15 protein-coding genes and 1 rRNA gene are annotated in these 21,443 nt (G+C 71.5%); 11 read left to right on the top strand and 5 right to left on the bottom strand.

Features of this window, described 5'->3' with window-relative positions:
* Positions 1-70, top strand: a 5S ribosomal RNA gene (gene rrf, locus AC0I8G_RS23085); the annotation flags it as partial.
* A 463-nt stretch (positions 71-533) separates the two neighbouring features.
* Here rrf and AC0I8G_RS23080 read toward each other — a convergent pair.
* A complete protein-coding gene (locus AC0I8G_RS23080; RefSeq protein ID WP_471732040.1) occupies positions 534-2,297 on the bottom strand; it encodes an ABC transporter ATP-binding protein in 1,764 nt (587 codons plus the stop codon).
* The gene (locus tag AC0I8G_RS23075; protein WP_471732039.1) at positions 2,294-4,129 is read right to left on the bottom strand and encodes an ABC transporter ATP-binding protein; all 1,836 of its coding nucleotides are present in this window, start codon (positions 4,127-4,129) and stop codon (positions 2,294-2,296) included. The genes AC0I8G_RS23080 and AC0I8G_RS23075 overlap by 4 nt, the downstream gene beginning before the upstream one ends.
* Positions 4,130-4,335: 206 nt before the next feature.
* On the opposite strand from AC0I8G_RS23075, the gene AC0I8G_RS23070 reads away from it, so the two are divergent.
* The 8 genes from AC0I8G_RS23070 to AC0I8G_RS23035 all read left to right on the top strand — a co-directional run bounded on the left by AC0I8G_RS23070 (position 4,336) and on the right by AC0I8G_RS23035 (position 13,323).
* Positions 4,336-5,049 carry a GntR family transcriptional regulator gene (locus AC0I8G_RS23070; RefSeq protein WP_471732038.1) on the top strand — a complete coding sequence of 238 codons (714 nt, stop codon included), beginning with the start codon at positions 4,336-4,338 and terminating at the stop codon, positions 5,047-5,049.
* Between the two features lie 70 nt (positions 5,050-5,119).
* A complete protein-coding gene (locus tag AC0I8G_RS23065; RefSeq protein ID WP_471732037.1) occupies positions 5,120-6,844 on the top strand; it encodes a GH39 family glycosyl hydrolase in 1,725 nt (574 codons plus the stop codon).
* Positions 6,841-7,677, top strand: coding sequence for an aldo/keto reductase (locus AC0I8G_RS23060; RefSeq protein WP_471732036.1), 837 nt, complete (start codon positions 6,841-6,843; stop codon positions 7,675-7,677). The genes AC0I8G_RS23065 and AC0I8G_RS23060 overlap by 4 nt, the downstream gene beginning before the upstream one ends.
* A gap of 11 nt (positions 7,678-7,688) precedes the next feature.
* On the top strand, positions 7,689-8,666 hold the full coding sequence (locus tag AC0I8G_RS23055; RefSeq protein ID WP_471732035.1) for a carbohydrate ABC transporter permease: 978 nt from the start codon (positions 7,689-7,691) through the stop codon (positions 8,664-8,666).
* Positions 8,663-9,529 (top strand): carbohydrate ABC transporter permease, encoded by an 867-nt coding sequence (locus AC0I8G_RS23050; RefSeq protein ID WP_328293530.1) that lies wholly within the window; start codon positions 8,663-8,665, stop codon positions 9,527-9,529. Before AC0I8G_RS23055 ends, AC0I8G_RS23050 begins: the two co-directional genes overlap by 4 nt.
* Before the next feature lie 40 nt (positions 9,530-9,569).
* Positions 9,570-11,012 carry an ABC transporter substrate-binding protein gene (locus AC0I8G_RS23045; RefSeq protein ID WP_471732034.1) on the top strand — a complete coding sequence of 481 codons (1,443 nt, stop codon included), beginning with the start codon at positions 9,570-9,572 and terminating at the stop codon, positions 11,010-11,012.
* Positions 11,013-11,086: 74 nt separating this feature from the next.
* Positions 11,087-12,055: a hypothetical protein gene (locus tag AC0I8G_RS23040; RefSeq protein WP_471732033.1), complete on the top strand. Its 969-nt coding sequence runs from the start codon at positions 11,087-11,089 to the stop codon at positions 12,053-12,055.
* Positions 12,056-12,099: 44 nt separating this feature from the next.
* The gene (locus AC0I8G_RS23035; RefSeq protein WP_471732032.1) at positions 12,100-13,323 is read left to right on the top strand and encodes a hypothetical protein; all 1,224 of its coding nucleotides are present in this window, start codon (positions 12,100-12,102) and stop codon (positions 13,321-13,323) included.
* A 16-nt stretch (positions 13,324-13,339) separates the two neighbouring features.
* Here the strand turns inward: AC0I8G_RS23035 and AC0I8G_RS23030 are convergent, their stop codons facing one another.
* A complete protein-coding gene (locus tag AC0I8G_RS23030; protein ID WP_471732031.1) occupies positions 13,340-15,433 on the bottom strand; it encodes an ATP-binding SpoIIE family protein phosphatase in 2,094 nt (697 codons plus the stop codon).
* Positions 15,434-15,506: 73 nt separating this feature from the next.
* Complete coding sequence (locus AC0I8G_RS23025; RefSeq protein WP_471732030.1) at positions 15,507-16,400, bottom strand: LysR family transcriptional regulator; 894 nt, start codon at positions 16,398-16,400, stop codon at positions 15,507-15,509.
* A 142-nt stretch (positions 16,401-16,542) separates the two neighbouring features.
* On the opposite strand from AC0I8G_RS23025, the gene AC0I8G_RS23020 reads away from it, so the two are divergent.
* Together AC0I8G_RS23020 and AC0I8G_RS23015 are read left to right on the top strand one after the other, a co-directional pair.
* The gene (locus tag AC0I8G_RS23020) at positions 16,543-17,841 is read left to right on the top strand and encodes an MFS transporter (protein WP_471732029.1); all 1,299 of its coding nucleotides are present in this window, start codon (positions 16,543-16,545) and stop codon (positions 17,839-17,841) included.
* A 157-nt stretch (positions 17,842-17,998) separates the two neighbouring features.
* Positions 17,999-20,227: a putative bifunctional diguanylate cyclase/phosphodiesterase gene (locus AC0I8G_RS23015; RefSeq protein WP_471732028.1), complete on the top strand. Its 2,229-nt coding sequence runs from the start codon at positions 17,999-18,001 to the stop codon at positions 20,225-20,227.
* On the opposite strand, the gene thrS is transcribed toward AC0I8G_RS23015, so the two are convergent.
* Positions 20,224-21,426, bottom strand: a complete 1,203-nt coding sequence (thrS, locus tag AC0I8G_RS23010; protein ID WP_471732027.1) for a threonine--tRNA ligase — start codon at positions 21,424-21,426, stop codon at positions 20,224-20,226. The two genes, AC0I8G_RS23015 and thrS, sit on opposite strands and share 4 nt — an antisense overlap.
* Positions 21,427-21,443: the final 17 nt, after the last annotated feature.

The following is a 21,443-nucleotide window of genomic DNA, read 5'->3' as shown; positions in this document are numbered from 1 at the left end:
GGAAGCTAAGCCCACCAGCGCCGATGGTACTGCTCGGGAGACTGGGTGGGAGAGTAGGTCACCGCCGGCCACTCACTCTTTGAAGTGGGATCGTGTGGGGAGTAGCCCTTTTCGGGGGGCTGCTCCCCACATGTGTTTCCGGGTCTGGTGGGTCGCCATCCACGGTGTGGTGGGGGGAGCATCGTTCAGTAAGCGCCAGTCGACCTCGAATCTTGGCTCGCCCATCAAGACCTGCGCTCGATGTTCCACACCCTGGCTCGGCTGCAGGTTGTACCGTCGCGCGATGGATACGCAGCACTTTCTACTGTGGCTCCATGCTGGAGTCAGCACGCTTGGGCGGACGTCGCGGTTGTGGCGGTTTGAGGTGCTGCGCTTACTTGGACGACGAGCCCTCCTGGTCAACATCAGCGACGTAGGCCCCCGAACCCGTCACGTTCATCATCGAAAGACATCGCCACCCATGGGTTCCGCGACGTCGGCGAACCACCGCATCCCCAATCCTGACCGCTGACGACGGCGCCGTGGTCGTGTGATCAGGCGTTCTGTGAGGTCCAAGAGGCGTGCAGACGCGAGTAGGGACCGCCGGCGTGGGCGAGCTCTACTGCTGAACCGACCTCGACGACACGACCGGCGTCGACGACTACCACGGTGTCCGCCGCTTCCGCCGTCGACAGCCGGTGGGCGATGGCGACGGACGTCCGGCCGCTGAGAACGCCCTCGAGAGCCCGCTGCAACCGGACCTCTGTCGCGGGGTCCACCGACGACGTGGCCTCGTCCAGCACGAGCAGGTCGGGGTCGGCGAGGTGGGCCCGGGCGAGGGCGACCAGCTGACGTTCCCCAGCCGAGAGTCGTTCTCCCCGTTGACCGACAGGGGTCTCGAGACCTTCGGGGAGGCCGTCGAGCCAGCCGCCGAGGCCCAGGTCGACGAACGCAGCACGCACGTCGTCCTCGGTGGAACCGGGGCGGCCGCGGCGCACGTTCTCGCCGACGGTCGCGTCGAAGAGGAAACCCTCCTGCGGGACGGCCACCACGCGGTGGTGCAGTTCTCTCGACGGCAGGTCGCGGGCGTCGACGCCGTTCAAGAGCACCGTCCCGGACGTGGGATCGACCAGTCTGGTGATGAGGCGCGATAGCGTCGTCTTGCCCGAGCCGGTCTCACCGACGATCGCGGTCCGCGAGCCGGCGGGGAAGTGCAGGGACACCCCGGCGAGGACGACCTTGTCGGTCCCCGGGTAGGAGTAGGCGACGTCGTCCACGCGCACGTCGATCGGGCCGGTGGGCAGCGTCCGCGGTGTCGCCGGTTCGGGCACGGTGACGGGGGTGTCGATGAGGTCGACCACGCGACGCCAGCCGGCGAGCGCGTTCTGGAGTTCGTTGAGGACCTCCGTCGCGGCCTGGACAGGGCCCACCCACAGCTGGGCCAGGAACAGGAACGCCAGCATCTTGCCGAGGGTGATGTCCCCGGCGAGCCCGAGCAGGGTTCCGAGGACGATGACGAGGGCGCTGACGAGACCCGACACGAACACACCCGCGGTGAACGTCACCGCCGTCGCGGTCTGAGCCTTCACCGCCTGCTGGCGGTGGGCCTCGATCGCGCCGTCGATGCGGCGCCACGAACGGTCCGACGCCGCGTGGGCGCGGATCACGTCGGCACCCACGACCGTTTCCGAGATGGCGGCGAGCAGTTCGCCCATGCGGGCCCGGACCGCCTGGTAGGCGCGGGACACGGGGCGCTGCAGTCGTTGTCGGGCCAGGACGAGCGGGACGAAGCAGCCGATGACCACCAGCGCCAACTGCCACGAGTAGAAGAACATGAGGCCCGTCGCGAGCAGCACCTGGCCGGCGGACAGCACGAGGACGAGCATGCCCGTCTGCAGGAACGTCGAGATGGTGTCGACGTCGCTGGTCACGCGGCTCACCAGGGATCCACGCCGTTCGCCGCTCTGGGTCAGGACGGCGAGGTCGTGGACGTGGCGGAAGGCCCGCACCCGCAGGCTCGCGAGCCCGGCCTCGGTGGCCTGGAACAAGCGGACGTTGACGAGCCACGCGGTTCCCGAGGTCACCAGCAGCACGAGGGCCGCCAGCGCGCAGAGGAGGACGACGTGCCCGACGTCCGGGCCACCGCCGGCCTCGACGCCGGTGTCGATCGTCTGCTGCACCGCGATGGGGACGGTCAGCTTTCCCAGCGTGGTCGCCGCGGCGATCGCGAGGGTCACCCCGAGGCCTTCCGCGAACTCCGGCGTGAGTTCCTTCGCCCGGGCGATGACCCCGCGCTCGACGGTCGTTGCGGTGCTCACGCGACTTCTTCCTCCTCGGCGGCGGCGCGCGCCGCGGCTGCTCGTGCGTAGGCCGTCACCAGTTCCCGGTAGCCCGCGTCACGGGCTTCCACCTCGGCGGCGGGCCCTCGGTCGACGACCCGGCCGTGTTCCAGGTGCACCACCTCGTCGGCCAGGGCGATCGTCGCGGGGCGGTAGGCCACGACGACGACCGTCGTCCCGATCCCCGTCCGCTCCAACCCGTCGAGCACGGCTCGCTCGACGGTCGGGTCGAGGGCGCTGGTCGCGTCGTCGAGCACGAGGAGTCGGGGTCGCCGCACGAGGGCGCGCGCCAGGGCGAGTCGTTGGCGCTGACCACCGGACAACGTCGAGCCGCGTTCGCCGACGAGTTCGTCCAGGCCCAGCGGCAACGACTTCACGAAGCCCTCGGCCTGAGCGAGTTCCAGGGCCTGCCACACCTCGTCGTCGGTGACGTCGAGGCCGAGGGCGACATTGCCGCGGATGGTGTCGTCGAAGACGAAGGTCGACTGGGGGACGAGCGAGGCGGCGCCGGCGATCGCGCCTTCGGCGAGCTCGCGCACGTCGACCCCGTCGAGCAGCACGTGACCCGTCGTCGGGTCGACCAACCGCACGAGGAGGCCGGCCAGCGTCGACTTCCCCGCGCCCGTGCCGCCGACGATCGCGACCGTCGTACCGGCGGTGACGTCGAGGGTCACGTCCGAGAGGACGGGCACGGGGGCCGGGTGGGGTGTCGCGGGTTCCTCGGCGAGCGGGTCCACGGCTGGCGCGGGGTGGCGGTACGAGAGGTCCGTCGTCGAGACGGTCAGCGGGCCACCCGCGTCGACGGGTCGCGAACCCCAGGGGGTCGTCTCGTCGGACTGGAGCACGTCCTGCACCCGCGCGTCGCCGGCGACCGTGCGGGGGAGATCGGCGAGCAGCCAACCGAAGGAGCGGACGGGGAAGGCGAGCAGGCCCAGCAGGTAGGCGATCTGGACCAGGTCGCCGACGGTGGTGGTCCCGGCCGCCACCCGCACCGTGCCCAGCACCAGGACCATCAGGGTCCCGAGCGAGGGGAGGGCTTCGATGATGGGGTCGAAGGCGCCGCGGGTCCGGCCGGCGGCGACGTTGGCGTCGCGCAGGCGTTCGGCGTCCACCCGGAACCGGTCGACCTCGTCGTCGGCCAGGCCCAGCGTCTTCACGACGAGGGCGCCCTCGAAACTCTCGTGGGCGGTCGTCGACACCTCGCCGCGCAGGTGCTGCACCCGGACGACGAGCGGGGACATCCGGCGCTGGTAGGCGATGTTCGCGATCACCAGCGCGGGAACCACGATGAGACCCACCGCCGCGAGGACGGGGTCGGCCGAGACCATCGCGATCCCCGCGAAGAGGATGAGGACGGCGGTCCCCAGGGCGAAGGGCAGCACGAGGGTCGCCTGCCACATGGCCTCGACGTCCGAACCCGCGGTCGCGAGCAGTCGTCCGGCGGGGTGGGCGTGGTGCCAGGCGAGCGGCAGATCGAGGTAGCGACGGGACAGGAGCCGTCGGTAGCGGGCCTGCAGGGCGTAGGTGAAGGCACCGCCGAAGATGCGGCGGAGGAGAACACCGCCGACCAGCACCACCGTGATCGCCATGAGCGTCGCGCCGGCCAGCCACACGTCACCAGCGCCGATCGAGTCGCTCCCGGTGAGGGCGGGGACGACGATCCGGTTCGTGACGCGCCCGATCATCCATCCCGAGGCCGCGTTGCCGATCCCGTAGATCAGCGAGCCGACGATGGCGATCCGGAAGGGGCGCGGCTCTTCCCGGACGCCCCGGGCCAGTGTCTTCACGCCGATGATGAAGGTGCCGCTCACTGGTAAACCCTTTCACAGGAGGGTCTGCAGCGCGTCTCAGCCGACGGCTCGACGCTTCTCCGAAACACCGGGCGGAGACCCTTGACCGTAGATCGTGCACGATCTACGGTCTATGACATCAGCTCACCGCAGAGTTGAGGTCGAGGAGGTGATCCGCGTGCCGCACCACCCGTTCTCCACCACCCCCCTCAGGAGGGCTGTCTACGATGACGTTCGTGGATCAGCCGACGACGCGACGGTCTCTGGCGCCGAGCCGGCAGATGCTCGCCGACCACGTCTACGACGCGGTCCTCGACCTGCTCATCGACGGCGAACTGCAGGCGGGTGCCACCCTCGGGATCGACGGTCTCGCCCGGCAGTTCGAGGTCTCGCAGACACCCGTCCGCGAGGCGCTCGCCCGCCTGGAGTCCACGGGACTGGTCCGCCGGACCGCGCTCAAGGGCTACCGGGTCGCCCCCGTCGCGACACCCGAGGAGCTCGTGCGGCTCATGCAGGCCCGGCTCGTCCTGGAGCCGGCGCTCGCGGAGCTCGCCGCGCACCACCTCACCCCCGAACTCCTGGCCGAACTCGAGCTCGCCGTGCACGACCTCGCGACGGCGCCCCTCGGGCCGTCGTTCCACGAGTTCCGGCAGTACTGGGAAGCCGACGAACGGTTCCACCGGATCATCGCCCGGGCCACCGGGAACGAGTTCCTCATGTCGGCGTACACCGCCCTCGGCGGGCAGATCCAACGGTTCCGCCTCTTCGGGGGCGGCGGGGTCACCGACTCCGACCACTGCGTCGCCGAGCACACCCGCGTCCTCGCCGGACTGCGTTCCGGTGACCCGGCCGTCGCCCGCGCGGCGATGGCCGCACACATCACCGAGGCCCGGGACCGCGCGCTCGGGGCGTACGACGCCCCCGACGCCGCCCACGCCTGACCCACTGCTCCACCCCCCTCCACCACTCCCGTTCGCGACGTCGCGATCACCCACGCCCGGAAGGCGCCCCATGAGCACCAGCACTGCTCACAACCCCGGCCTGTCCACCGACACCAACCACTTCCCGCGCTCCGCACCCAGCGACCCCACGGCGCCGCACGTCGGGTCCGCGACCGTCGTCGTCGACGCGTCCCGCGAGACCGGACCACTGGCCCGCATCTGGGAGAGCATCGGCTACGACGAGATCAACTGGACCTACACCCCCACCGGCCGTCGGCTGCTGAAGACCTTCGGGGAACTCTCGCCCCGGCCGTTCCTGGTGCGCCCGCACTACGTGTTCTGCTCGGGCACCGGCTTCGGGATCCCGCACTGGGGCAACGGGAACGTCTACCACGAGGACGCGCACGGGAACCCGGTCTACGACTTCACCATCGTCGACCAGACCTACGACTCCATCGTCGAGGCCGGTCACCACGTCCTGGTGGAACTCGCGTTCACCCCGCGCGACCTGCTGCCGCCGGAGGCCGACGAGCTGAAGGTCGTCTCGAGCCCCACCGTCTACAGCAACTACGAGGCCGGGGCCTGGGCCTACCCGCCCAAGGACTTCGAGAAGTGGCGGGGTCTGGTCGCCGAGCACGCCCGGCACTGTCTGGAGCGCTACGGCGCCGACGAGGTCCGCGAGTGGCTCTGGGAACTGTGGAACGAACCGGACATCTTCTACTGGAAGGGAACGCCGGAACAGTTCTGCGAGCTCTACACCGTGACCGCCGAAGCCGTCCGCAGCGTGCTCCCGGACGCCAAGGTCGGCGGGCCGGCCGTCACCGGCGGCGGGGTGGAGTTCCTGCGCACGTTCCTGCAGCACACCTCGGAGCACGAGACCCCCCTCGACTTCGTCTCCTTCCACACCAAGGGATCGGCGTTCACGCCCTGGCGGGTCTACGGCCCGACGGGTGCCCCCGCACCGGAACAGCAGAGCCCGTCGGCGCACAAGATGCTCCACGAGATCCGCCGCATGCAGCAGGTCATCGCCGAGTTCCCGCAGTACCGGTCGCTCCCGGCCATCGTCGACGAGTGCGACGCGGGGGTGCCTGCGCACTTCAGCGTCTACGACAACGCGAACTTCCAGTTCCAGAACACCGAGTACTACCCCGTGTTCCAGGTCAAGCTGTTCAAGAAGATCCTCGACCTCAACGAGTCCGAGGAGGTGAAGGTCGAGCAGGCCACGTCCTGGAGCTTCTACTTCGAGGGCGAGCGGTTCTTCGAGGGCACCCGGAGCTTCCTCACCGCGGGGGGCATCGAGAAACCCTTCCTCAACGCCTACCGCATGATGGCCCGCCTCGGCGGCCGGCGGCTGGCGGCGACCTCGGACGCCATGAGCCCGGCCGAGGACCTCGACTCCGGTGACGGCCGCAGCATGCGCGAGGAGGTCGACGTGCTGGCCTCCAGCGACGCCGCGGGTCGGGTGACCGTCCTCGTGTGGCGGCACACCGACGACCAGTACCGCAGCGACGACGGTCCGGTGCCCGTGGACCTGCGGGTCGAGGGGCTGACCGGTCGGGACTACTCGCTGAGCCACCACCGCATCGATGCCGTCCACAGCAACTCCCACACCGCGTGGACGGGGTTGGGGAGCCCGCAGAACCCGAGCGAGCAGGAGATCGCCGCGATCACGGCGAAGCAGGGGCTCGAGGAACTCGAACCCGCCCGGTCGGTCACCGTCGAGGGCGGCACGTTCTCGACGACCGTCCAGCTCCCGCTGCCCTCGGTCTCGATGTTCGTGCTGGAGCCGAGGTGAGCACCCCGTCGCTGGCGGCGGTGCGACTCGCCGACGACGTCGTGATGCCGCAGCTGGGACTCGGGGTGTTCCAGGTCCCGGCGGCGGAGGCGCAACGGGTCGTCGAGGACGCCCTCGCCCTCGGGTACCGGCACGTCGACACCGCGGCGGCCTACGCGAACGAGGCGGGCGTGGGGGCCGCCCTGCGGTCCTCCGGTGTCGCCCGCGACCAGGTGTTCCTCACGTCCAAGCTGCGCAACGGCGACCAGGGGTTCGACCAGACCCTGCGCGCCTACGACGACTCCTGCGAGCGGCTGGGGGTCGAGTTCCTCGATCTCTACCTCGTCCACTGGCCCAACCCCGCGGCAGGTCGCTACCGGGACAGCTGGGCGGCTCTGCAGCGCCTCCACGCCGAGGGCAGGGTGCGGGCGGTGGGGGTGTCGAACTTCCTCGTCGAGCACCTCGACGCCCTCGACGGGCCACCGCCCGCCGTGAACCAGATCGAACTGCACCCGACCTTCCAGCAGCGGGACCTCGTCCGCACCTGCACGGAACGGGGGATCGTCGTGGAGGCGTACTCCCCGCTCGGACAGGGCGCCGACCTGGACGATCCCGCGGTGCAGGACGTGGCCCGGGCGCACGGCGCGAGCCCCGCGCAGGTGGTGCTGGCCTGGCACCTGCACCGGGGGCACGTCGTCATCCCGAAGTCCTCGCGCCGGGACCGCATGCAGGAGAACCTCGACGCGGCCCGGCTCGAACTCACCGACGCGCAGGTCGCGTCGATCACGGCCCTGGACCGCGGGCACCGCATCGGCGGCGACCCGACCACCTTCTCGCTCAGCCAGATCCGGTAGGAGGTCCTTCGATGGCGAGGACGATCACCCCGGTGGACACGCCCGTCACGACCCCGGCACCCCGCCCGGGACGCCCGCGCAGACGCGGCGTCGACACCCGACGACAGACGATCTGGGTGTGGGCGTTCCTCACGCCGACGATCGTCCTCTACGGGCTCTACACGCTGTACCCGATCGTCGCCAGCTACTGGTACTCGCTGGTGGAGTGGAACGGGTTCAGCTCCGACCAGAGGTTCATCGGCGTCCAGAACTACCGCGCCGTGCTGGCCGACCCCGCCTTCTGGTCCTCGGTCAAGATCACCCTGGTGTTCATGCTGCTGGTGGCCCCGGCCCGGATCCTGCTGAGCCTGCTGCTGGCCATGGTCCTCAACTCGCCGAAGCTGCCGCTGCGCAACCTGTTCCGTACCGTGTACTTCCTGCCCGTCGTCACCACGACGGCCATCGTCGGGGTCGTCATGCAGTTCGTGTTCGACCCGGCCAGCGGGCCGTTCACTGCGTTCCTCAAGGCCATGGGCGCCGAGAGCGGGATCGACTTCCTGGGCGACTCCGGGACCGCGCTGGTCACGGCGGCCGCGGTGTACGTGTGGAAGTTCTTCGGGATCACGATGGTCTACTGGCTCGCCGCGTTGCAGACCGTCCCGACCGAGCTCTACGAGGCGGCGCGCATCGACGGGGCGGGTGCGGTGAAGCTGTTCCGCTACATCACCCTGCCGCTGCTCACCCCGTTCCTGCTCATCATCACGGTGCTGACCGTCGAGGACACGTTCCACGCCTTCGACCTGATGCAGACGATGACCGGTGGGGGACCGTTCTTCTCCACCGAGATCATCGAGATCTACATCTACCGCTGGGCCTTCAGCGCCTCGATCCCGCAACTGGGGTTCGCGTCGGCCGCAGCCGTCCTCTTCGGGTTGTTCGTCATGGCCGTCGGTGCGTTGCAGGCCTGGGCCCTCGTCGTCTCCCGTCGCGCCCGGAAGGAGTTGTCGTGAGCACCCTGACCCCGCCCCTCTCGCGAGGACGGCGCATCGCCCAGCGGGCTCCGTGGTGGGGGGTCGTCCTGCTGCTGACCGTCCTCGCCGTGGTCTGGATCTACCCGTTCGTGTGGATGGTGTCGGCCTCGCTGAAGAGCTCGCTCGAGGTCTTCACCGCCGGTCTGAAGATCGTCCCGCAGGACTTCGCCTGGGAGAACTACGCCCGGGCCTGGAGCGACGCGCACTTCGGGCGGTACATGCTGAACACGGTCATCCTGACCGTGTCGACCGTCGTCATCGTCGTGGTGCGTTGCGCATTGGCGGGCTACGTCCTGGGTCGCTACCGGTTCCGCGGGCAGAAGGTCATCATCGGCATCCTGGTGGCGACCCTGTTCGTGCCGACCGGGTACACGATCATCCCCATCGTCAAGCTCTCGATGGAACTCGGACTGCTGAACTCCCTCACGGGGATGGTCCTGGCCCTGTCCGGAGCGGCGAACGTGTCCGCCATCCTCATCTACGCCGGGTACTTCCGGCAGCTGCCGAAGGAACTCGAGGAGGCCGCCACCGTCGACGGAGCGGGCTTCCTGCGGACCTTCTTCCAGGTCATGCTGCCGCTGTCGATGCCCGTCACCGCGACCGTCGCCCTGCTGACCTTCCTGGCCACCTGGAACGCGTTCTTCCTGCCCCTCGTGTTCTCGTTCAGCGATCCGGACCTGCGGACCCTGTCGGTCGGCATGCAGGCCTTCGTGGGGGAGAACGCCACCGACTGGTCCGGCATGGCGGCGGCCGGCGTCATCTCCATCGTGCCCATCGTCGCGCTGTTCCTCTTCCTCCAGCGGTACTTCGTCGAAGGCATCGCCGGCGCAGTCAAGTCCTGAAGACCCTCCCGCACGACCACTCTCGATGAGGAGAACCGTCATGCCCCAGATCTCCCGCCGCTCGCTGCTCGCCGGCGGCGGCGCACTCACCGGAACCGCGCTCCTCGCCGCCTGCGGTGGCGGCAGCAGCGGTGGCAGCGGAGGCCCGGGAGCCCCCGTCACCCTGCAGTGGTGGGACCACTTCAGCGCCCTGCAGAAGTTCCACGAGGGGTGGGCGGCCACGGAGTCCAAGGCCCTCGACGCCTCGATCGAGTACACCTACAACGACGTCAGCAAGTCCACCGAGGCGCTGCAGCTCGCGAACCAGTCCAAGCAGCTGCCCGACATCTACAGCAACGTCGTGGGCCTGCCGTTGCCGGCGCTCGTCGCCGAGGGGTGGCTGCACGAGATCACGCTGTCGGACGAGGCCAAGGCGTCGCTGCCCGAGGGTGCGTACACCGAGGGCATCACGACCATCGACGGCAAGCTCTACGGTCTCCCGCTGTTCAGCTACCAGCAGTACGCCGCAGCGCAGTGGTTCAACGTCGACATCATCTCCGCCGCCGGTCTCGACCCCGACGACCCGCCGGCGTCCTACGACGACTTCCGCAAGAACCTGCAGGCGATCAAGGCCAAGGGCGGGGACGCCGCGCCGATGGTGCTGGCCCTCGGCGGGGTGGCCCGCATGCGGGAGCAGATCGACGACCTGGCCCAGGCCGCGGGGTTCCCCGGGTTCCAGGGGATGACCTACACGACGGGTGAGTTCGCGTACGACGACGACAGCTACGTCGACGCCATCGAGTTCTGGAAGGGGCTCAACGACTCCGGTCTCATCCTGGCCGGCAGCGGCAGCCTCACGGTGGCCGACGCCCGGACCCGCTGGGCCTCGGGCATCGCCGGGTACTTCCCGGACGGGCCGTGGTGCGCGGGTGGCGCGAAGAACGTCGTCCCCGAGTTCGTGGACAAGATGGGGGTCGGCCCCATCCTCACCCCCGGCGGGGGACCGGTGACGACCTACCGCGGCACGCCGGCCGCGCAGTTCTTCGTGGCCGGCAACACCAAGAACCCCGAGCAGGCGATCGCCGTCATCGAGTCGATGACCACCACGGAGTACCAGAAGGGACTGGCCAGCGGGATGGACCAGCCCCCGACGGACCTGAGCGTCGTCGAGTCGGCCGACGTCATCGCCCCGTACAAGGAACTCGCGACGTGGTTCGCCGCGACGGTGAAGCGGGCCCCGGAACCCATCGTCCGCAACCCGGCGATCAGCGCGGTCCAGTCCGCGCAGAAGCCGATCAGCCCGCACCTCGGCGACATCGTCCAGGGCTACCTGGGCGGGGACGTCAAGGACCTCAAGGGGGCGTTGCGCAGCCTGAACGACGCGTTCAACACCGACCTCGACGCGGCCATCGCCACCGCCACCGCGGGCGGGGCGCAGGTGTCGCGGGCCGACTACGCGTTCTCCGACTGGGTACCCGGTCAGGACTGGGTCCGCCCGGCCTGAGCGGCCTGTGGACAACTCTCGGGGTCGGTCCCGGTGTTCGCCTAGCGTGAGTCTCCGTCGAACGGAGGAGCACCGTGAGCAGACACCTGGGGCCGACCCCGAGCCCGTCCGGGGACCACGCGGTCCGCCGGGTGGAGCGGGCGTTCGCGGAGTGGCTGACGACGCACGAGTCGTCGCAGCACGTCGGGGTCGGGGACCTCGCGCTGCGTCTGCAGGTGCTGCGCACCTCCCGCCGCGACCTGGCGCGCCGACGGGGCGACCGGCATCCGGACCGGGTGCTGACGACGCTCGTCCCGGACGACGTCGAACTGCTCGTCGCGCAGTCCCGTCGTGCGGCCGAGTGGTGGGGGCTCGAGTCGGTGGCCGAGGTGCGGGCGACGTGCCGGTCGTGGCTGGAGTACCTGCGGTTCCTCGTCGAGTCCGGGCGGTGGGAGGGCGATCGGGGGACGGCGGCGGCGGTCCACGACGCACTGCTGCGCCGGCTGCGCACGGAACGGGGTGAGCTGCTCGCGAGCGGAGGCCACACGGTGCGGACCTCGTTCCCGGTGGAACTGGCGCAGCTGCAGCGGACCCGGCTGGTGCAGGAGGCCGAGGACGTCCTGCGGGGACGCACACCGGGCACACCCCGGCTGCGGGCCCAGCTCGAGGACCTGGGTTTCGGGCAGGAGGACGGTCGGCGTGGTCCGCGGTGGCCGTCCTGGGACTCCGCGCAGGAGGTGGACGCCGCCTGCGCGCGGCGGCGACTCGTCGTGGCCGAGGTGGTGCGCGTGGTGCGGACCCTGGACGACGACCACGCGCGGACGCTCGCCCTGGCGACGTCGGAGAGCCCGGCCGACGTCGCCGAGGGCGGTCGACGGCTGGAGGCCGCCGTGTCGGCGGGAGCCCTGGCCGGGCTCGTGCGGGCCGGCGTCGTGCCCGTCGCCCGGCCGTGGCGCATCGCCCGAGGGTTGCAGCACTCCGTGCACGTCGCGCTGTCCCGGCTCGTGGACGAGGGAGTGCTCGACGGGGAGCTGCGGCGGCCCGTGCTGGCGGCGGCGGGGTGACCTCGGTGGTGGTCCGCACCCGCGCGGGATGACACCCTGGTGCGGTGGCAGCTGCAGACCGGCCCCCCGTCAGTGAGTCCTACGAGCTCGGCCAGCGCGCGCTGGGCGACCTGCGCGGTGACTTCGTCGCGTGGCTCGAGGAGAACGTCGAGGTCGACGAGGAGGTGGGCGCCGCGGCCGTCGCCGAGGCGCTGACCGTCGGGGCGGGTGGTCTGCTGACCGTCCGGTCCGGAGCCGTGATCTCCCGGCTCACCCCCGTCGACGTCGAGGCGCTCACCGCCCAGGTGATCCCCGCGATGGTCTCCGACAGCGGCACCCCGGAACCCGCGGAGATGCAGGAGGACCTGGAGGCCATCTGGTACCAGTTCCTCGCCTTCCTCGGCGAGACCGGGCGCTGGACCGGGTCCCAGGGCGACCTCGAGACCAGCCTGACCCTGCTGGCCGGTGAACCGCCGGAGCTGGCGGAGGTGTTCGCGGCGGCGGCGGAAGGCGTCGACGAGGGCGAGGAGGACGCGACGGTCCTCGCCTCCTTCCCGGTCCGCGCGGCGCAGGCCGTCCTGGCCCACGTCGGTGAGGGCCTCGTCGTGCCCGACGACGCGGAACTCGCGCCGGACTCCGTCACGGCGGTCCTGGCCTTGTTCGAGAACCCCATCCCGATCACCGCCGACCAGGACGGTGCACCGCAGGACCTCGAGGACGTCCCGTGGTTGCGCCAGGTCGTCCTCACGATGATCGACCTCGACCTGCTCGACGGCGACGACGAGACGCTGCTCGTCCCCGGGGCGGAGGCGCAGGGGTGGCTCGACCCGACGCCGGAACCGCGTGAACTCCGCCGCCTGCTGGTGGGCCGGTTCGTCCTGGACGATCCCGGAACCCTCGACGGCGGGTTCTCGATCACCGAGGCCGTGATGCCCACGGTGCTCGCCTCGGCCGTGGCCGGGAACCCCTTCGACGACGCGGCCCTCGACGAGCTCGTCGTCAACGCCGACGTGCTGGGGCCCGCCGCGGGGGTCGCGGTGGAGGAACTGCGGGAACGCCTCTCCGACCTCGCCGTGTTCGGCGTCCTCAGCGAGTCCGCCCCCTGGACCGTCGCCCGCGGGTACTGGCCGGCCCTCGCCGCCGCCGCCGCCGAGGAGGACGGCGACGAGGACCCGCTCGGCGACCTGTTCGGCGACGGGGAACCGCACTGGCTCGAGAACGTCATGGGTCAGCTCGGGGTCGGCGACGACCAGGTGCAGCAGATCCGGAACATCCTCGGCGGGCGGTAGTCGCCGGGGTCGCCGCTCAGTCCGCCTCGACGGCGAGTTCGGCCCAGACGGTCTTCCCGTCGTTCTCGACGAGAACTCCCCAGGCGTCGGCGACGGCTTCCACGATCCCGAGTCCCCTGCCGCCCAGGGCGTCCGGCCCGGCCGTGCGTTCCTGGGGGTGGCGGGGCGAGGAGTCGTGCACCGAGATCGTGAGCCGGCGTGCGGCACCGTCGAAGCGCAACGAGAGACCGGCGCCGCCGCCGGTGTGCACGAGGGCGTTGGTGACGAGTTCGGACAGCACGAGTTCCGCCTCGTCGAGGAGTTCGTCGGTGGACCAGGCGAGGAGCCGGTCGCGGAGGAACTCCCGCGCCGAGGCGACCGCGCGGATGTCCGGGGGCAACCAGAGGGAGGCGTCGAGCCGGCCCGAGTCCGTGCCCGTGAACGTCGCGACGAGCATGGCCGCGTCGTCCGTCAGGGCGTGCGGGATCGCGGCCATGATGGTGGAGGCGAGCCGTTCCGCGGGTTGGTCGGGCTTGTCCCGCAACGTCGTGCGCAGCGTGTCCCGCAGGGTCGCCTCACCGACCTCGGAACCCTCACCGAGGACCTCCACCACCCCGTCTGTGTGCATCACCAGGGCACTTCGGCCCAGCAGGCGGTACCGGGTCGTCGGGTACTCCGCGCCCGCCAGGACCCCCAGCGGGGGACCGGGGTCGACGTCGATCTCGCGGTACCCGGACTCGTCGACCACGAGGGGTGGTGGGTGGCCCGCCGTCGCGACGGAGAGGAGGCCCGTCGACGTGTCCAGGCGCGCCAGGCAGCACGTCGCGAACAGTTCCGCGCCGAGTTCCAGCAGCAGCCGGTTCGTGCGTCGCAGGACCGTCGAGGGGTCGTGGCCCTCGCTGACGTAGGCGCGCACCGCCGTCCGCACCTGACCCATGAGCCCGGCCGCGCGGGTGCTGTGCCCCTGGACGTCGCCGATGATGAGGGCGATGTCGTGGCCGGTCTGCACGGCGTCGTACCAGTCGCCGCCGATCTCGGAGCCGGCCAACGCCGGGGCGTAGCGCGCCGCGACCTGCAGGCCCTCCTGCTGGGGCAACCACGTCGGCAGCAGACCGCGTTGCAGGTCACGGGCCAGGGTGGCGAGCGCCTCGTGCGACGTCGCCAACTGCGCGCGCGAGGACCGTTCCGCGTCGAGCAGCTGCGCCCGCTCCAGGGCCACCGCCACCTGGGAGGCGACGGCGGCGAACAGCTCCAGGTCGGCGTGCTCGAGGGGGGATCGATCGCCCCAGCCGACGCTCAACGCGCCCAGGACCTTCTCCCGCCCCGCCAGCGGGACGACGAGCGTGACGCCGATCTGCTCCGGCTCGACCCCCGTCAGGTCCCGGTAGCGGGCGATGTCGTCCCCGCTCACGACGACCGGTGCGCCCGTGCGGACGGCCTCGGAGATCGGGTTGTCCGACGAGCGCGGCACCCGGCGGAGCCGGTCGTGCTCCGGCGGCATCGGCGGCAGGCCGTCACCGCGCAGTTCGTCGCCCTCGAGCACGTAGACCCAGGAGGAGCGGCAGTCGAGGACCTCGATGACCGCGGCCGGGATGCGCTGGGTGATCTCCACGGCCGTCGCGCTCGTCTGCAGCAACCCGGTGACGCGTTCCAGCAGGGTCGAACGGGAGGCGGTGGCGGCGGCGAGCCGTTCCGCGGCGCGGAGCAGCGTCGCCTCCAGCGCCATCCCCAGTGCCGACGCGACGATGCCCGCGGCCGCTTCCTCGTCCGCGGTGAACGGGTCGGTGCGGGTGAGGACGACCGCGCCCCGGATCGAGGACGTCGAGAGCGGCGCGACGACGACGTGCGCGGGAACCTCGGCGATGCCCGGCAGCGTGGTGCCGTCGCACCGGGCGACGGACGCGGCCGCCGCCTCGGCCGCGAAGGGCGGGTCGTCGACCTCGAGGAAGGCGTCACCGTCGACCAGGTAGAGCGGAGGGTGCGACGACGCGCCCGCGAACCAGACGACGCAGTGGTCGGCGCTCAGGGCCTGGCGCCCGGCCCGCGACGCGGCGCGCAGCAGGCCGCGCAGATCACCCGCCGTCTCGGGGGCGTTGATCGCCCGCAGGTAGGCGTTCAGGCCGTGGAGCACCTCGGCACCGTACCCACCCCGGCTGTGCTTCTCGCGTCGGTCGGTGGCGATCGTGGTGGCGACGGCCGGGGGGTCAGGCGGGAGGGGCGAGGCTGGAGGGTCCGCCGGAGAGGACGGCGGCCGCGAGGGCCCGTGAGGCGGGACGGTCCTGGGTCTTGGGGTTCGTGAGCAGCACGAGGTCGATCTGGCCCAGTTCCGGCAGCTTGTGCTGGGGGCCGAGGGGCACGAGCTGCACGGGCACCAGCGAACTGGCCAGGCAGGAGACCCCGATGCCGGCGGCCACGGCCGCGATGAGGCCGTTGACCCCGCGGCAGACGCAGGCCGAGCGGTAGCCGATGCCGACGCGGTCCAGCGCCTCGTGCATCGCGGCGCCGCTCAGGGAGGGAGAGGGGTAGACCGCCAAGGGCACCGGCTGGCTCAGGTCGAGGCGGGTCTGGGGGTTGCCGACCCAGACCAGCCGCTCGCGCCGGACGAGCTTGCCCTCCCCGGAACGGGGTGGTCGCTTGCCGATGAAGATGTCGAGCCGGTCGTTCTCGAGGCGGCGGTGCAGGGTTCCGGACTGGTCGACGGTGAGTTCCAGGTCGACGCGCGGGTTCTCCGTCCGGAAGTCGCGCAGGATGTGCGGCAACCGGGTCAGGGCGAGGTCGTCGGACATCCCGATCCGCAGCCGACCCACCGGCCGTGCCCCCGTGAAGTACGCCGCGGCCTGTTCGTGGGAGGCCAGGATGGAGCGGGCGAACCCGATCATCGCCTCACCGTCGGGGGTCAGCGTGACGGAGTGGGTGTCGCGGTGGACGAGGTGACGGCCGACGGAGTCCTCCAGCTTGCGGACGTGCTGGCTGACCGTCGACTGGCGGACCCCCAGCCGGGCCGCGGCCTGGGTGAACGAGTGCGTCTGCGCCACAGCGAGGAACGTGCGCAGCTGCACCGGCTCGAACGTCCCCGTGGGTACCTGGCCTGCGGTCATGGTCCTCCGCCCCGTCGCGGGTCATCACGACACGTGATGACTGATAAGCCGTCAACCGGGCTGCAGCATAGCGCTGTGTCGGCCGATGATGGTGACGCACAGTGGTCGGAACCAGATGGTCAGTTCGAGAGGTACTCAGGTCGTGACACCGGCAGCCGCCGAGGCAACTGCAGATCCCACCGGAACCACCGCACGAGAGTCCAGGGGCCGAGCGACGTTCGCCGCCCTGCGCGTCCGCAACTTCCGGATCTACGCCACGGGGCAGGCCTTCGCCAACACCGGCGTCTGGGTCCAGAACATCGCCCTCGACTGGCTCACGCTGGAACTCACGCACTCCCCGGCCGCCGTCGGCATCACGATGGCGCTGACCTTCCTGCCCATCCTCGTCTTCGGGATGTACGGCGGGATGATCGCCGATCGCTACCCCAAGCGGAACATCCTGCTCGTCACCCAGCTGTGCAGCGCGAGCATCGCGACCACGCTGGCCGTGCTCACGATCAGCGGGAACATCACCGTCGGGGCCATCTACGCCCTGGCCGTCGTCACCGGGTTCGTCATCGCCCTCGACAACCCGACCCGACAGGCCTTCGTCGGCGAGGTCGTCCCCGCGGAGCACATCCGCAACGCGGTCGCGCTCAACGCGGCGGTCTTCCAGACGACCCGCCTCGTCGGCCCCGCCGTGTCGAGCGTCCTCATCGGCACCGTCGGCTCCGGCTGGGCGTTCGCCGTCAACGCCCTGCTCTACGTCGGCCCGACGATCACCCTCGCCAGCATGAACACCGCCGAACTGCGCCCGGTCACCGCGCTGCCGCGCGCCAAGGGGCAGCTGCGCTCGGCCCTGCGCTACGTCGCCGACCGCCCGCACGTCGGCTGGACCATCGCCCTCGTCGGCGTCTTCGGCACCTTCGGCCTGAACTTCCCTGTCGTCCTCACCGCGATGGCCTCGGAGACCTTCCACGCCGGTGCCGGGCTCTACGGCACCTTCAACATCGTCCTGGCCGTGGGATCCATCGCCGGAGCGCTGATCGCCGGCGGTCGCAGCCACTCCCGGCTGCGGTTGATCCTCCTCCTCGGAGCGGCGTTCGGCGCCGCCCAGACCCTCGCCGCGTTCGCCCCCGACCTCGCGACGTTCATGGTGGTGCTCGTCGTCATGGGCGTCACCAACCTCGCCTTCCAGGCCATCGCGAACTCCTCCGTCCAGCTCTGGGTCGACCAGGAGTACCGCGGCCGCGTCATGGGTCTCTACGTCCTCGTCTTCATGGGCGGCACCCCCATCGGCGGACCGATCGTCGGCTGGATCACCGAGCACGTCGGGGTCCGCGCCGGGATGGCCGTCTGCGGACTCGTCCCGCTGGCCGTCGCCGTCGCGATGGCCGGTGTCCTGGCCGCGCAGCCCGTCCTCGCCCGTCGTCGGGAGACCGCGGCTGCGCTCGCCGGGTGATCCCCGGCGGGCCTTCCGTCGTGATGGTTGTGCGAGTGCAGCGGAAGGCGCTCTCCGCGCTCAAGGCGGCCACGAAGATCCCGATACACCCAGGGTGCCGCTCCGCTCCACGCCGACCTCGAGGTGGAGTGCGCCCCGGTGCGTCCTCACCCTCGCGGTGCTCGGCTGGATCGCCTACGCGCTGCTGACCCTCCTCGCCCACGACGCCGGACGAGCCCTGGACACCTGGCTCGGCTCCGCGGTCGAACTCCTCGCCGTCGCCGGGATGTGGATGCGGACCCGGATCGCCGACGGCGAGGCACGGGCCTGGCGGGAGTTCGCCGTCGGCTGGTCGATCTACACCGCCACCGAGATCGCCGTCGACGTCCTCGACACCGTCAACGGCAGCGACGTCGCCCTCACCGCCCTCGAGGCCGGCTACGTCGTCGGGTACGTGTTCTGGCTGCGGGCCGTCGGGCGGCTGCTCTGGCCGCACCGGGTGCAGCGTCGCGGGTACGCCCTCGAGGTCGTGACCGTGCTCGTCCTGCTCGCCGGTCTGGTGACCCGCTTCGTCGCCGCCCCGCTCGCCGCCCTCACCGGGATCCCCGCCTTCGACGCCGGGTGGTGGCTGTACCTGCCGTCGGGGGACCTGATCCTCGCCGTCTGCGCCGTCGTCGTCGCCGCCACCAGCGGCAGCGACCGCCGGTGGTGGGTCCTGGCCGGCGGGCTCGCCGTCTTCGACGCGGGGGACATCGGCTACTCCGCCGTGCTGCTGAGCAGCGGCGGAACCGCCCCGACCTTCGGGATCGGGTTCGACGTCGCCTGGGTCGGTGGTCTCCTCGCCGTCGCGATCACCGCCTGGATGCCGGCGCGACCCGTCCGCACCACCCACCGCGACGGCCGGACCCTGCAGGTCGTCCCGCTCGTCACGGTCCCCGGTGCCGCGCTGCTGCTCTTCGCCGTCGCGGTCGGCCGTCCCGACCCCCTCACCGCCGGCCTCGCCCTCGTGGCGCTCGCCGGCGGCATCGGGCTGTTCGTCGCCGGGCAGCGGGACCTGCTGGACCTGGAGCGCTTCCGACGCGCCGCGCTCGTCGACGACCTCACCGGTGCCCCCAACCGGCGGGCGCTGGTGGAGGAGGCCGACCGGCGGGTCGCGGAGGGCGCCGACCTCGTCCTCGCCCTCTTCGACCTCGACCGGTTCAAGGCCGTCAACGAGTCGCTGGGTCACGCGGCCGGCGACGACCTGCTGTGCCAGGTCGTCGCCCGGTTGCGTGCCGCGCTGCCGTCCGAGGCGGTGGTCGCCCGGCTCGGTGGCGACGAGCTCGCCGTCCTGCTGCCCTGCGACCTCGTGACCGCCACGGAAGCGGTCCGGGCCGCGCACTCCCGCGTCAGCGGCACGTACACCTTCGACGGTCAGCGCATCCACGTCGGGTGCAGCGTGGGGGTCGCCGCCCACCCCGGTCACGCCGGGACCGCGGCCGAACTCCTGCACGTCGCCGACCTCGCGCTCATCGCCGCCAAGCGGCACGGCGACCGGGTCGAGGTCCACTCCGCCGCGACCTCCGGCGGACTCTCCGGGGAACTGCTGCTCGTCGAGCAGTTGCGGATCTGCCTCGACCTCGACACCGAGGCCGACGCGGACGACCGACTGCGGGCCGGGGCGCTGCTGCTGCACTTCCAGCCGCAGGTGCGCACCGACGACGGTGAGGTCGAGGGGGCCGAGGCCCTCGTGCGCTGGCAGCACCCCGACCACGGACTCCTGCCCCCGCTGACGTTCCTCGGTCTGGTGGAACGGCACGGGCTCATGCACGCCCTCACCGCCTGGGTCATCGACGAGGCCGTCCGCGTCGCGGCGACGTGGCACCGCGACGGCCGTGCGGTGCGGGTCGCCGTCAACCTCTCCGCCACGAACCTCGGGGACGTCGACCTGCCCGCCCGGGTCGCCCGGGTCCTGCAGGCCCACGGCGCGCCGACCACGGCCCTCGCGCTCGAGATCACCGAGACGGTCGCGATGGAGGGTTCCGGGGTGAGCCTCGCGGTGCTGCGGGAGTTCTCCGAGATGGGGTTGTCGCTGAGCATCGACGACTTCGGGACGGGCTACTCCTCGCTCGGGTACTTCCGCCAGCGCGAGTTCGACGAGGTCAAGCTCGACCGCAGCTTCGTGACGGGGATCGGCACCGACCCGCGCGCCGAGGCCGTGATCGTCTCGACCATCGAGCTCGCGCACCGGCTCGGGGCGCGGGTCGTCGCGGAGGGTGTGGAGGACATCGACACCCTCCGCGAACTCGCGCGCCTCGGCTGCGACCTCGTGCAGGGCTACCTGCACAGTCCGGCCGTCCCGGCCGCCCAGTTCGAGCGGTGGTGCGACGAGCGCCGCGCGCAGGCCACCCTCCACCCCCGGCCCTAGCCGAACCGGATCCGCCCGGCCTCCCGGTGGCGCACCGCCTCCGCCAGCCGGGCCTGCACCCGCGCGAGCGGCACCCGGACGGCCGGACGGCCGATGGCGAGGGCGTCCGCCGCGACCTCGGCGTCGCCGACGACCGCGACGACGGGCACGCGCCGGGCGCGGGCGTCCCGGATCCGACGGGGCAGCGGGCCGTCCTCGACCACGTCGACCCGCAGCCCCGCGAACCGGGCGGCCAGGGCGTGGACGTGCTCGCCGTGCCGGTCACCGCTGACGGGCAGCAACCGGAGCTGGACCGGCGCGAGCCAGAACGGGAGCCGGCCCTCGTCGCGTTCGAGCAGCATCGCCACGAGCCGCTCCATCGAGCTCAGCAGAGCGCGGTGGACCATCACCGGTCGGTGCTTCCGGCCGTCCTCGCCGACGTAGTGCAGGTCGAACCGCTCCGGCTGGACGTGGTCGACCTGAACGGTCGAGAGGGTCTCCTCCCGACCGGCCGCGTCGGCGACCTGCACGTCGATCTTCGGGCCGTAGAACGCGGCCTCGCCGACGCCGACCTCGTGCTCGTCGTCGCCGAGGGCCTCGCGCAGCTGGTCCTCGGCCCGCCGCCACAGGCCGTCGTCGCCGAGGTGGCCGCCGCCGGGTCCGCGCACGGACAGGCGCAGCCGGCGGATCTCCAGACCCAGCACGGCGTAGGCCTCCCGGATCGCGTCCAGGGCGGTCCGCACCTCGGTGACGACCTGGTCGGGTCGGCAGAAGACGTGGGCGTCGTCGAGGCTGATCTGGCGCACGCGGCGCAGCCCGACGAGGACGCCGGAGAGTTCGCTGCGGAACATCGACCCGAGCTCGGCGTAGCGGACCGGCAGGTCGCGGTAGCTGTGCGGCCGGGCGGCGTAGACCTGGGTGTGGTGCGGGCAGTTCGCCGGTCGCAGGACGAAGTCCTCGTCGCCGATCCGCACGGGCGGGAACATGTCGGCGGCGAACTCCTGCCAGTGCCCCGAGCGTTCGAAGAGCCCGCGCTTCGCGAGGACGGGGGTGTGGACCCGCCGGCAGCCGCTGCGCAGCGAGAGTTCCAGGGCGAAGCGTTCGAGTTCCCCGCGGACGACACCACCGTCGGGCAGCCACAGCGGCAGGCCGGGCCCGACGAGGGGGGAGGTGTCGAAGAGGTCGAGTTCGCGGCCGAGGGCCGAGTGGTCACGGGACAAGGGGTTCTCCTCAGGGT

This window comes from Kineococcus sp. AC630 (assembly GCF_979255925.1).
Note: the sequence above shows the minus strand (reverse complement) of the source record. Positions and strands in the feature narration are given on the sequence as shown.